The organism is Gloeobacter violaceus PCC 7421 (genome assembly GCF_000011385.1).
GTDB classification, from domain to species: Bacteria; Cyanobacteriota; Cyanobacteriia; order Gloeobacterales; family Gloeobacteraceae; genus Gloeobacter; species Gloeobacter violaceus.
Genome location: NC_005125.1, coordinates 2,770,552 through 2,782,722 on the forward strand (window position 1 = coordinate 2,770,552; position 12,171 = coordinate 2,782,722).

General features: G+C 59.0%; 8 protein-coding genes and 2 pseudogenes. 4 read left to right on the forward strand and 6 right to left on the reverse strand.

Annotation, left to right across the window (positions count from 1 at the left end; translation table 11 throughout):
- Position 1 precedes the first annotated feature (1 nt).
- Positions 2-757 (reverse strand): Uma2 family endonuclease, encoded by a 756-nt coding sequence (locus tag GLL_RS13500; protein WP_011142610.1) that lies wholly within the window; start codon positions 755-757, stop codon positions 2-4.
- Between the two features lie 62 nt (positions 758-819).
- Complete coding sequence (locus tag GLL_RS13505) at positions 820-1,272, reverse strand: tellurite resistance TerB family protein (protein ID WP_164929060.1); 453 nt, start codon at positions 1,270-1,272, stop codon at positions 820-822.
- A gap of 193 nt (positions 1,273-1,465) precedes the next feature.
- Between GLL_RS13505 and GLL_RS13510 the strand changes: the two genes are divergently transcribed.
- Entirely contained in the window at positions 1,466-2,191 is a 726-nt protein-coding gene (locus GLL_RS13510; RefSeq protein ID WP_011142612.1) for a Uma2 family endonuclease, read from the forward strand.
- Positions 2,192-2,299: 108 nt separating this feature from the next.
- Positions 2,300-2,503: a hypothetical protein gene (locus GLL_RS13515; protein ID WP_011142613.1), complete on the forward strand. Its 204-nt coding sequence runs from the start codon at positions 2,300-2,302 to the stop codon at positions 2,501-2,503.
- Between the two features lie 164 nt (positions 2,504-2,667).
- On the opposite strand, the pseudogene GLL_RS13520 reads toward GLL_RS13515, so the two are convergent.
- The 3 genes and pseudogenes from GLL_RS13520 to GLL_RS13530 form a co-directional block, all read right to left on the reverse strand.
- A pseudogene (locus GLL_RS13520) lies at positions 2,668-3,231 on the reverse strand (IS1634 family transposase); the annotation flags it as partial.
- Positions 3,232-3,594: 363 nt separating this feature from the next.
- On the reverse strand, positions 3,595-4,341 hold the full coding sequence (locus GLL_RS13525; protein WP_164929062.1) for a DUF433 domain-containing protein: 747 nt from the start codon (positions 4,339-4,341) through the stop codon (positions 3,595-3,597).
- Between the two features lie 181 nt (positions 4,342-4,522).
- Positions 4,523-8,506 carry a magnesium chelatase subunit H gene (locus GLL_RS13530; RefSeq protein ID WP_011142616.1) on the reverse strand — a complete coding sequence of 1,328 codons (3,984 nt, stop codon included), beginning with the start codon at positions 8,504-8,506 and terminating at the stop codon, positions 4,523-4,525.
- Between the two features lie 522 nt (positions 8,507-9,028).
- Here GLL_RS13530 and GLL_RS13535 point away from each other — a divergent pair.
- The gene (locus GLL_RS13535; RefSeq protein WP_011142617.1) at positions 9,029-10,087 is read left to right on the forward strand and encodes a fatty acid desaturase; all 1,059 of its coding nucleotides are present in this window, start codon (positions 9,029-9,031) and stop codon (positions 10,085-10,087) included.
- 356 nt (positions 10,088-10,443) lie between these two features.
- Here the strand turns inward: GLL_RS13535 and GLL_RS23745 are convergent.
- Positions 10,444-10,578, reverse strand: a pseudogene (locus tag GLL_RS23745) (DUF4277 domain-containing protein); the annotation flags it as partial.
- A 286-nt stretch (positions 10,579-10,864) separates the two neighbouring features.
- On the opposite strand from GLL_RS23745, the gene GLL_RS13545 reads away from it, so the two are divergent.
- The gene (locus tag GLL_RS13545) at positions 10,865-12,148 is read left to right on the forward strand and encodes a glycoside hydrolase (protein WP_011142619.1); all 1,284 of its coding nucleotides are present in this window, start codon (positions 10,865-10,867) and stop codon (positions 12,146-12,148) included.
- The last annotated feature ends 23 nt before the right edge of the window (positions 12,149-12,171 follow it).

Here is a 12,171-nt window from a genome sequence, read left to right on the forward strand (position 1 = left end):
TTCAACCCAGGGCATCGGGATCGATGCCCCGAGAGCGCAGGTAGTCGGCGAGCCGTTCGGCCCGTTGGCGCTCCTGTTCGGCGCGTTGCCGTTCTTGATCGGCGCGCTGCTGCTCCTGGGCGATACGCTCCTCGGCCTGTCTGTACCGCTCCCAGGCCGGCAGCAGCCGCTGTCCCTGCGCGTCGTACCAGTAGAGCCACTCGCGCTGCCAGCCTTCAAATTCGCCCTCAGCGCGGCCGAGACCCAACTGCAATTCAGGCAGCCACACCGGTTCGCCGGGCTGCAACACGTAGCCGGTGTCGGTGAGTTTGTAGACTTCGAGCGGCTGGGGTTTGGGTTTGCGCCGTCCGGGCTTCGGATTGTAAATCGCGTAGTACAGCACGCCCAATTGACGGTACAGCTCCATCTTGCGGTCGTACTCGCTGCGGTAAGTCTGGGAGACTACTTCGAGCACAAAAATCGGGACGGTGCCGTTTTCTTCCCACAGCACGTAGCTGAGCCGACCGGTCGGCTCGACGCGCCGCTCCACTCCGACGCTCAAAAAACCGTCCGGGACGACGGGCGGCTGCAGCGGGTCGAAGTAAATGCCCATGTCGATGGCAAAAAACCAGTCGTTGCGCTCAGCCCACAGCAACACCAGGATCGAGCGCAGCAGGGCGGGGACCAGATCTTGCAGTTCGTTGTCCACAGGCGTTTCGTCGGAATCAGGCAGTTCCGCCGAAGAGGGCAGGCACCGCAGCGGGTCGTACTGAAACATAGTTGCCGGGAACACGGACAACGTTATTCTAGCAAGCCTGGTCAAATGTTCATGCCCTGGATTCAACCGTGGAACAGTTCCGGCTGATTGCCGGTGTAGTCGGCCAGCAGTTGCTGGAGCTTCTCAGGAGCGATGCGCATCGCCCGGGCCAGAGCCACCATGTAATCGCGCTCCTCCGGGGAGACCTCCCGGTCGGCCAGGGCGGTCCGGACCGCCAGCTCGAAGGCGGGCTCCATCTCGTCCGGGGCGAGCGCCCGCACCGCTCCGTTGAATAGCGCCCCCGCCCCTTCTTCCTGGTAGATGCGATTGACCTTGGTACTGGCGGCCTGCATGGCGGCGGCATCGAATTCGGCGTCGAGCAGATGGTCTGCCATTACCCCCAGTTCTTCGGTCTGGACAACGCCGTCGCTAAACATCGCCAGTGCGCCGATGGCCAGCTTCGCCTCCTTGGCGCTCAACGGTTCGGTGCTCACCGCGGTGCTGTTGAACACACTGTCGTACTCCCCGACAACCATTCTGGTCCTCCTGCGCAGACTACGGGAATAGCTACGTATCGGCATTTACGCCAAAACTTCCCGCGAAGATTTTACCAAATGCCACTTGAGCCGCGCATTTGCCGGTAGCGCAATAAGCATTCTTAACGTACTGTCGGCACCGACCCGCCGGGACGGTTTTGCCGGCAGTCGTCCCACCCGGGCCGATGCGACAATGGCGGCAGGCGTGCGGCCCGAGGCCAAGAAGCCAAGTGCTATGTTCCTACCTTCGGATCAAAAAATTCTCCCTCTAGAAAACGGCGACCATTTGAACCGTGTGGAATTTGAGCGACGCTACGCAGCGATGCCTCACCTCAAGAAGGCGGAATTGATCGAAGGAGTAGTCCACTTGTCCTCAGCCGTCCGGTTTGCGTCCCATGCCGAACCCCATGCCTTGCTCATCACCTGGTTGGGGGTGTACCGGGCCGCCACGCCGGGTGTCCGGCTCGGAGACAACGCGACGGTCCGGCTTGACGGTGACAATGAGCCCCAGCCCGATGCCCTGCTGCGGCTCGACCCGGCCGTGGGAGGCCGCTCACGGCTGAGCGGCGACGGCTATGTGGAAGGGGCGCCGGAACTGGTGGTGGAAATTGCGGCCAGCTCCGCTTCTTACGAGCGCAATCTAAAACTGTGCGCCTACCGGAGCAATGGGGTGCAGGAGTATCTGCTCTGGTTGGTCGAGGAGCAACGCCTCGAATGGTTCTATCTGGAGCAAGGGGAGTACGCACTTCTCAGCCCTGATGAGCAGGGCACCCTGTGCAGCCGGATTTTTCCGGGACTGTGTCTGGCCGTCTCTGCGCTGCTGGCGGGCGATCTGGCCCAGGTGCTCGGTACGGTGCAGCAACGCCTTGATACCCCTGAATACCGGGCTTTCAGCAACAGGATGCGTAGCGAGCTCTGACGCGCGGCAAACCGCCCCCGAAAATCCGCTGTTTCTCCGCGGTCGGTATTTCAAGTACAAGTCATTTTGCCGCTATCCTACATAAAGACCAAACCCAGCAGTCACCCGATGGAAAACCTAGGTATTCCCTTTGAATCCACCCGCTTTCAGTTGCCTGAGACGGCTCAACAACGTCTGCAGACTTTATTGTCCCGCCAGGAGGCGGGTGAGGAGTTGACGGCCCGCGAACGCAAAGAAGCAGAGGGTCTGCTCGGATTTTCAGAACTTTTGTCTTTACTTCATCTACATGCGAGGCATGCACCTCTTAACTAGTGAAGCTTGAAGCTGGCGGTTTTCGGTCGCTGTGCCGTTCACTTCCGACTGAAAACCGCACCAACTGAAACCGCCCCTGCTCACGAGTGCACCGCTCCATCCGGCATGACGGCCCCGCGCAAATCGGCCCCCCGCAGCCCATCCTTGTCGATGGAAGCCCCCAACAGCTCCCCATCGCCGCTGGTAATCATCGACAACAAGAATTGCTTGAGGTCGGGGCGATGATCCCGGCTGTAGCCGTGGGTGATGACAATCGGCTGAGGTTCGTCTTCTGCTTGGGGGACCACCCGTCCACCCGCAGTGTACTCGCCGTCACCATGGAACGAGGTCGAGTCGAGGTGCACCCTGCCGGTCTTGACGCCAAACTGCCGGGCCGCCTTGAGGGCCAGATGGACGAAGACTTTGGTGGTGCCCTCGTCGTAAAGCTTAGCGAGCACCCGGCCCAACCGGTCATCATTAAAATGCTCGGGCAGCACGCCTGGACCAATCAGGTGCTCAGTGGCTTTACCGACAAAGAACTGCTCGAACAGGTACAGCGGTGCCGAAACGCAGCCGAGACCGTTGAGAATGAGGCCCTTGAGTACCTGTCCGCAGCTCACATGCTCCTGCGGATGGGTGCCCAGCAGCCGGTCAACTTCCTCAACCAGGCCGATAGAGTCGATGATTCCAGCGACGATGCCGAGGTGGTCGAGATTGTGGACCTGGATTTCAGCAGGAGGCTGGCTCATCCAACCAAAATACTTCAGCCGCTCTATCTACCTGCGGAATCCCGGATTAAATGAATAAAGAGCGCAACCTAACTCCGTTGCACGCAGCAAGTGTTCCTCATCGCTATGCTGGATCATTCCCACGTCAATATAGGTGACTACGTCGGCCCCCCTCTCTCGCAAGGCACGAACCACAGCTTTATCTCCGGCGTCTTCATCTACATACAAGCACAGCCAGCTCACAACTACTTTGTCTTTCTATACTGCTCTTCTAACCGATTGTACTCCTCTGCTTCCAACTCTATTTCCTCATCGAGTTGGAAACGGTTGAGCTGGTAGTAAGTTAAGGCAGCGAAAACCTGAGCCAGGGACAAATTCTCATGCCTATCTCACGATTTCCTGTGGATCCAAACCCAGTTTGTAGTAACTGACGATCTTTTTCACGGTCACGCCAGTTTCAGCAATACGGGCGCTACCATTTTTGATGTCAGCAGATTTAACAATCAGGCTACCTGAATCAGCTGCCGATAATAGAACGTCTTCCCCAGAAGTACTGGCCACATCCACGGGATGCGTCGCGATCCCTAGCTCCTTTATTTCTTTCCGGAGACTTGCAACACTCGGCGAGTAGTTTCGAATTTGTCTAATAGTTGTAAGTGCGTTCAGCCCCCTGTGCATTCCAAAAACAAATATCCCGATGTAAACACAGGCCTGAAGAAAATGCCAGATGGTGTTGGAGCCATTTTTTGGTACTAAAGACAATTGAATTAAGAAAAAAGAAGCTATTCCTGTAAAAATAAGAAACATGAGTATTGATTCAGAAATAAAAAGTGCAAACTCCTTTGTTGAGCTTGCATAAAGCTTGAGTTGCTTCAGCTGAAACTGCAGTTTTTGTAGTTTTCTTGCTCTAGTGGAATATTGCCACTTAGCTACTCCACTCAACAGCCACTCAAGTAATACACTGGTTACGACCCCAGCAGCAGCCCAGATCAACCAGTTGACTTGTGAGAGCGAACCAGTAACAAACAGTGCCAGCGCAACCACCAGTACTGCAGAAACGAAAGCCACTACCACAGCTGAGACTGTAAACGTTCGTCTTATGATTTGCTGGTCTTGTTCAAGTAGAGCCATGGTTTTTGAATCGCTGGTGCAAGTCCTTCTACGTTTGTTGTAACTCACAACTCTTACTTGAAGATAGGCTTACCAAAAAGGTTGTGTATTTGCTTGTCGAAAGTAGTTTAGCAAACTCGGGTAAATGGTAGACAATGCAGGCCCAGAACTTTTGGTGCAGGGCCTGCATTGACAGAGCAATCTACAGCAGCGGCGGACGCTGCAGGGGCGGCAGATTGACCCCCTCGATGTCGTCTTCGAGATCCTGGTACAATTCCTGCAGCCGGTCCAGTTGCTCCGGTGTGGTCTGCCAGTAGCCGCGGCCGTTCGCTTCGAGCAACACGCCCACCATCTTGCGGTAGGCATGGGGGTTGAGCTTTTTGAGCCGCTCGGCCATCTGCTCGTCGTTCATGTAGATGTCGGCAGTCTCGTCGTAAACCCAGTCGTCGACGGCGTGGGCGGTGGCCGACCAGCCGAAGGTGTGGGTGAGGCGGAACTGGATTTCGCGCACGCCCTCGAAGCCGTGCTTGAGCATGCCCTCGTACCACTTGGGGTTGAGCATCTTGGTGCGCGAATCGAGGCGGACCATCTCCTCGATGCTGCGGATGCGCGCCTGGGCGGCGGTGGTGTCGGCCATATAGACCGAGGGCCGCTTGCCGCGCATCTTCTCGACCACGCCGGTCACCGCCCCGAGATAATCGAAGTAGTGATCGACGTCGGTAATGCTCGTCTCGTTGGAATCGAGGTTCTGGAAGGCAGTGTCGACCGTCTTGAGGGCCGCCTCGTAAATTTCGCGCTGCTGCTCGTTGTTGACCTCGGAGCCGAAGGCGTAGGACTTACGGCTCAGGTACATCTCGTGCAGCTGCTCTTCGGTTTCCCAGGCGCCGGTCTCGACCGCGAAGTTGACGTTGGCCGCGTAGGATCCCGAGGCATTGGAGAAGACGCGGGTGGCCGCCTTGCGGGGGCTAATCCCAAGGGCCGCCGCCTGATCGAGGGCGTGCTTGCGCACGAAGTTCAGGTGGAGAGGCTCGTCAAGTTCGGCGACCGTTTTGACCGCCATGTCGATTAGTTCCATCTGGTTGGGGAACAGATCGCGGAATATTCCGGAGCAGGTGACCACCACGTCGATGCGGGGCCGGCCGAGTTCCTCCAGCGGGATCACCTTGAAGCAATTCATGCGGCCGATCGAATCGGGGGCCGGCAGCACGCCAATCATCGAGAGGATCTGCGCAAGCGCCTCGCCGTAGGTCTTGATGTTGTCGGTGCCCCACAAGACCGTTGCGATCGTCTCGGGCCAGGCGCCGTTATTTTCGGCGCGGTGGCGGGCCAGCATGCGGTCCACGACGATCTGGGCGGATTTGACCGCCGCCGCCGTCGGGATCGATTGCGGGTCGAGGGCATGGATATTGCGGCCGGTGGGCAGCACGATCGGGTTGCGCACGGTGTCGCCGCCCGGTCCGGGGAGCGTGAATTCGCCTTCGAGCGCCTTGACTAGGGCACCCAGTTCGTTGTCGGCCACGATGCGCTCCAGCACTTCTTCTAGAAAGGCAAACAGCGGCTTGAGGGCTTTGGCATCGAGCATGAAGCCATGGCCCTTGAGCGCCTCCACCCACGGTTCGGTGGTGCCCATGTTGAAGAAATTGAGCAGCGACACGCGCGAGACGCGCCCGCCCGCGTCGGTCTGGGCGTCCACCAGCGAGCGCACGGCGGCCTTGGCGGCGGCCTTGATTGCCCGCAGCCGGTCGAGCGATTCGATCCCGCCGGTCTCAGCATCGCGCTGGAGCGCTTCGATATCCCAGCCGCGGGCAGTGGCGAGCATCCGGTCGAGACCTTCCATCTCTTTTTCGGGCCGGTCGAAGCTTGCTACCCCCACCAGCGTGTCGATAGCCTCAGTGGCGGTGGGGGGAGTGCCCACGACATGCAGGTCGCAGGGCACCAGCCGGTCTTCGATCTCCATCAAGAAGCGGTAGATCAGGCCCACGAAAGCGTCGCGCGCATCCAGGCTATCCAGTGCGGAAATGGCTACGTCCTTATCGAGGTTGACCTGGCGCACCTTCTCGGCGATGGTCTCGCAGATGGTCTCGCCGCGCTCGCTCTCGCGCAGTTGCTTGTAGGAGGCCACCAGTTCCTGCAGCTCCTTGAGGCCCTTGTAGAGGCCGGCGTTCTCGGCGGGCGGGGTGAGGTAGCTGATGATCGACGCGTAGGATCGGCGCTTGGCGATCGTCGCTTCGCTCGGGTTGTTGACCGAGTAGTAGTACAGATTGGGCAGCGTGCCGATGAGCCGGTCGGGGTAGCAGTTGCCGGACATGCCCATCTGCTTGCCGGGCATAAATTCCAGCGCCCCGTGGGTGCCGAAGTGGAGTACCGCGTCCGCTCCCCAGACTTTTTCGATGTAGGTGTAGTAGGCGGCGAAGCCGTGGTGGGGCGAGCAGGACTTGGAGAACATCAGGCGCATCGGGTCGCCTTCGTAGCCAAAAGAAGGCTGCACGCCGATGAACAAATTGCCGTAGTGCTTGCCGTAGACCACCAAGTTGGTGCCGTCGTTGTTGAACGGCCCCGGTGCCGGTCCCCAGTTGGCCTCCAGCCGGTCACTAAACGGAGTGAGCGCTTCGTACTCCTGGACTGTCAACTTGGCTGCGACGTTGATTTCGCTGGAGCGGATCTGGGCGTTGACGTCGTGGAGCACTTCCATAAGCAGCGCCTGCGGGTCGGCAGGCAGTCCCTCGACGTCGTAACCGTTGTCGCCCAACAGGCGCATGACGTTGTAGATCGAAGCGAACACGTCCAGGTAGGCGGCGGTGCCGACGTTGCCCTTATCCGGCGGAAAGGAGAAGACCGTGATCGCCACTTTTTTGGCCAAACGGGGCTTCTTGCGCAGGTTCGCCCACTTGAGGGCGCGGGCCGCCACCAATTCGATGCGGTCGGCCATCGGCATCGCCTTACCCGTAGCCCCGTCGCGGCCGGAGAGGATAATCGGCTCGATGGCTCCGTCCAACTCCGGCAGGGCCACCTGCAGGGCCACCTGCACCGGGTGCAGACCCAGATCGGAGCTTTCCCACTGCTCGGTCGTCTGGAAGACCAGGGGCAGCGAGACCATATAGGGGCGGTTGAGCTTCTTCATCGCGGCGATCGCCGCTTCGGGGTCGTTCTTAGCCGGGCCGCCCACCAGCGAGAAACCGGTCAGCGACACGACCGCGTCCACCAGGGGCTGGTTGTTGATGGGGTTGTAGAAGTACTTCTCGACCGGCTTGGAGCAGTCGAGCCCACCGGCAAAAATCGGGATGATCCGCGCCCCGCGCGATTCGAGTTCTTCGACCATCGCCACATAGTGGCCGTCGTCGCCGGTCACCAGGTGGGTGCGCTGCAAAATCAGGCCGACGGTGGGTGCCAGCGGATCGCGCAACTCCTCGCTCACCTCGCGGCGGTTGTTGTACCAGGTCAAATATTCGCGGATGTCCTCGAACATCTTGGGAGCAAGTGGGTGCCAGATGCCCAAATCGGGATACTCGATGGGCGGCTTGAATTCGAGCTTGCGCAGGTTCGGGAAGTAATGATGCGAGAGCATCAGCAGCAAGTTGGCCATGTTGTCGGCGGAGCCCCCCAGCCAGTACTGGTAGCTGAGCATGAAGTTGCGGGCGTCCTGGGCCTTCTCCATGGGCAGGTACTTGAGGATCTTGGGCAACGTCTGGACCATCTTGAGCATGCCTTCTTGGAAGCTGCCGCCTTTGTTGTTCTCCTTGCGCTTGCGCATAAAGGAGGCGATGGCGCTCTTAGACTGGCCCATATTGGCCATCGAAAATGAACCCACCTTCGAAAGGCGCATCACCTGGGGCATGCACGGGAAGATCACCGAGGCTTTGAGCCTGTCGATGTGTGGGCGCACCCCCGCCACAATCTTGTTCGCTAGATCCTCGATGAAGATCATCGAGGCAAAGAAAACGTCCGCCTGAGCGACATCGGCGCAAAATTCGGCGTAGCGCTCCGCTTCGCGCAGATCCTCGATGAGGTAACCTTTGACCTCGACCGCGAGCACCGGGTTGGTCTGGTTGATGAGCTCGGCTCCCGCCGCCACCGCGCTCTGGTATTGGGGTTCAAGCACCACGTAGACAAGCTTCAGAAGTGTGCGACCGTTCAAGCTCTGAGGAACAATGCGGGCGAGTGATGGCGTGGGAAGATGGGCGAGCATAGGCTGCACGTATCCTTTCACGAGATTGTGATGACTTGCCAGTCAATAGCGCATCCTACACCCATACGGGATGGAGAGCGAGATGCACCGCACCCAGTCGGGCGGCTGGGTACATAAATCATGCAGGATCGTCCTTCTCCAGACGGGAAAAGCCCGGCATTGTGTAAAGATTCTTCATCAAGTTTGATGCCAGACACTCATGGGCACGCCAACAGCCCCCAGAAAGCTCCGGGGCGTGTCGAGCAAAGTGTAGGTACTTGTGCCAAGTCAGGCCGTGCGGCTTCGGCCCGCAGCCCCCGGGCAAGAAATGTTTAGAATGAACACTTTTGCCTGCGAGCAGGCGCGGCGGCGGTACTGGAGAAAAGCAGCGGGCGGGGCCGAAACCGTCAAATTCTGTTACATTACATTGCAGTACTCGCGCGGGCGGTCCTTAGCGAGCGATCCCGGGAGGCACTCTCCAGACGTGGGCTTGGGGCTTCCCGGATCCGCCTTGCGAGGGGTGAACATTCAGTAGGAGCCCGCATGGTACAGCGACAGAGCTTCGAGGGGACAGGCCGCGACCTGGACCGTCAACGGATTGCCGCCCTGGAAAAACAGGCTTCCCTCGGCGATGTCATCCAGACCATACCCAAAGACTGTTTTCGGATCAGCCCGGCAAAAGCCTGGGCAAGATTGGTTGTCAATGTGCTGCTGGTTGTCTTAGGCTACGCGGCTCTTGCTCTCAACCCCTGGTGGTGGCTGTTGCCGGCTCTATGGATTTTCACCGGCACGGCACTGACGGGCTTTTTCGTCATCGCCCACGACTGCGGCCACCGCAGCTTCTCGACGCGGCGGCGCATCAACGACATCGTCGGGCATGTGATGCTCTTGCCGTTGCTCTATCCGTTCCATGGCTGGCGGATCAAGCACAACCAGCACCACACCTTCACCAATCAGATCGAGATGGACAATGCCTGGCGGCCGATGTCGGTGGCGGAGTACCGCGCGCTTTCGCCGGGGGTGCGGGCAGGCTATCGCTTTGCCCGCGGCATCGGTTGGTGGTTCGCCTCGGCGGTGCACCAGCTCAACCTGCACTTCAAGCCGTCGCTATTCAAGCCCAAGGACCGAGCCGATATCCGGCTCTCATCCACGGCAGTGATTGCCTTTGCCTGCGTGTTGTTTCCGGCCCTACTGTGGATGGGCGGCCCCTGGGCGGTCATCCAGTTCTGGCTGATGCCCTGGCTGGTCTATCACTTCTGGATGAGCACCTTTACGCTCGTCCACCACACCCACCCGGACATTCCTTTTTATCCCGCCGCCACCTGGACGCCGGTGACCGGTCAGCTGTTTTCGACTATCCACTGCGTCTACCCGGCCTGGGTCGAATTTCTCTGCCACGATATCAACGTCCACATTCCCCACCATGTCTCGACGGCGATCCCGAGCTACAACCTCAGAAAAGCGCACACCGCCCTCAAGGCGCACTGGTCGGACTACATGCACGAGACCGAATTTTCCTGGTCGCTGATGCGTTCGATCACCCGCGAGTGCCACCTGCGCGATGAAACGGGCTACTACCTGCCCTGCCGAGAAGTAGATTAAGCTCTCCTACGATCCAGCACCTTAATCTGATAGTTGATCGGGCGATCTGGATGTGGACTTCAGAGACTTTTGCTTAGATTGACTTCCTCGCAGCATGCTGATAGCGTAAATGCCTCCACCAACAGCAGCTGTAATAAGTGCAGTAGCCGGTAAAGCCACTCTCCAAGCTTGATTTCATAGCCGAAAGCACGATGCCTCCACCTTGCAAGATCTTGAAAACTCTTGGCCGAGAAAAGCTTTGGTAGTTCACTCCATGTTGCCGGCTTTGTTACCAAATCAAGAAGATCTCCAGCTTTCAGGGAGTAGAGCGCCCACAAAGGTATCTTCACACTACATTGTGTGAATCCTTTTTTGCAGCTCACATGCTCCTGCGGATGGGTGCCCAGCAGCCGGTCAACTTCCTCAACCAGGCCGATAGAGTCGATGATTCCAGCGACGATGCCGAGGTGGTCGAGATTGTGGACCTGGATTTCAGCAGGAGGCTGGCTCATCCAACCAAAATACTTCAGCCGCTCTATCTACCTGCGGAATCCCGGATCCATGAAAAGACAAGCCCCTTTATCAATATAAAGAGTAAAAGTTGCAGTCCCGTTCTGTAAGACTTACAGGCCAATAGCTTCTAACACTGTGGTTTATGCAATGAGGTTACTAATCTTTGCTGACAAGTCCAGCAACGAGTCGCGAGGAGGCCCTACTACTAGCAATGACATATTTTGTAAACCGGCAGTAGAAACGGGATACTGGTGAGACATTGTTCGACGAGCGCAGGGGGGAGTCATGATTACAAAGCCGCTGGCCGTGTTCGTTCCATGGCTGCATATGCACCAGCCGCCCATCTGGGTGGGAGAAGGCGAAGAAGGACGGCTCATCGGCAATCTCGAAAAGATGCTCCACGGTCCGGAAAATTCCGAGGAGCGCTGGAACGCCGGTTGGTACGCCAGAGCCTACCTCAACCCGGCCCACTACGTGCAACGGCTGAGCGCACAGGGCTACGCGCCCCGGCTGATGCTCGATTACTCGGGGGTGCTGCTCGAAGAACTCGACAAACTCTCCCACGACGGCACCTTTGCCAACTACCACGTGCAGGGCGAACCCTTGGGCAACGTCATTGCCCAACTGCGCAAGATGCTTGCCGAGTATCCCGAGGCGGTCGAATTTGCCGGGACGGCCTACAGCCACTGTTATTTCCCGGCGACACCCGAGCGCGACCACGAGGCCCAGATTATGGAGTGGCGGGCGGTCTTTGCCGAATTGTTCGGCGAAAAAGCCCTCGCGCGCGTGCGCGGCTTCTGGCTGCCGGAGATGGGCATGCTCGGGGACGGCATCGAGGCATTGCGTCTGGTGCGTCTGATTAAAAAGTGCGGCTACGAGTGGGTGATCTTGCCCGCCTCCGCCCTGGAGCGACCCGCCGATTGGTCGACGGTGCAACTTGAAAATCAAGTGCACCGGTTGGTGATCGCAGCCGAGGGCGAGGGCGAGGAGATCCTCTGCGTCGTGCGCGACACCGAGATGGGCATCCGCCAGCAGAGCGGCCAGAACGCCGACGGCTGCATCGGCACCGCCCGCCAGCGCGGTGCAGCGCTCAAACAGACGAACACGCAGACTCCCGCCCTGGTGGTGCCCACCTCCGACGGCGAAAATGGCAATGTGATGATGTTCGAGTTCTTCCCGAACGGGTTTGCGCCGCTATTCGAAAACCAGGCCCACTGGCCGGAGGTCGAATTTCTGACCGTGAGCCAGTACCTCGACAAATACCTGCCGGACGGCCCGACCTCGCAGGTACGACTTGCGGCCGGGGGCGGCTCCTGGATTGGCGGCCACCACAGTTGGAAAGCGGGAGAACGCCGGGTGCAGGTACTCGAAGCGGTCGAGCAACTTAGCCGCGACGTCGCCCAGGCGCGCCTGGGCGCGTCCCCCCGCGACGAATGGGCGCTGGAGCAGGCCGCCCACGCCCTGCTGGTCTGCGAGACGAGTTGTTATGTCTACTGGGATAGCGAGTTCTGGACCGAGCAAGCCTATCGCTGTCTCGGGTGGGCGCGGACGCTGCTGCCGACACCTTGAAGGACCGAAGGAGACCAAAATCG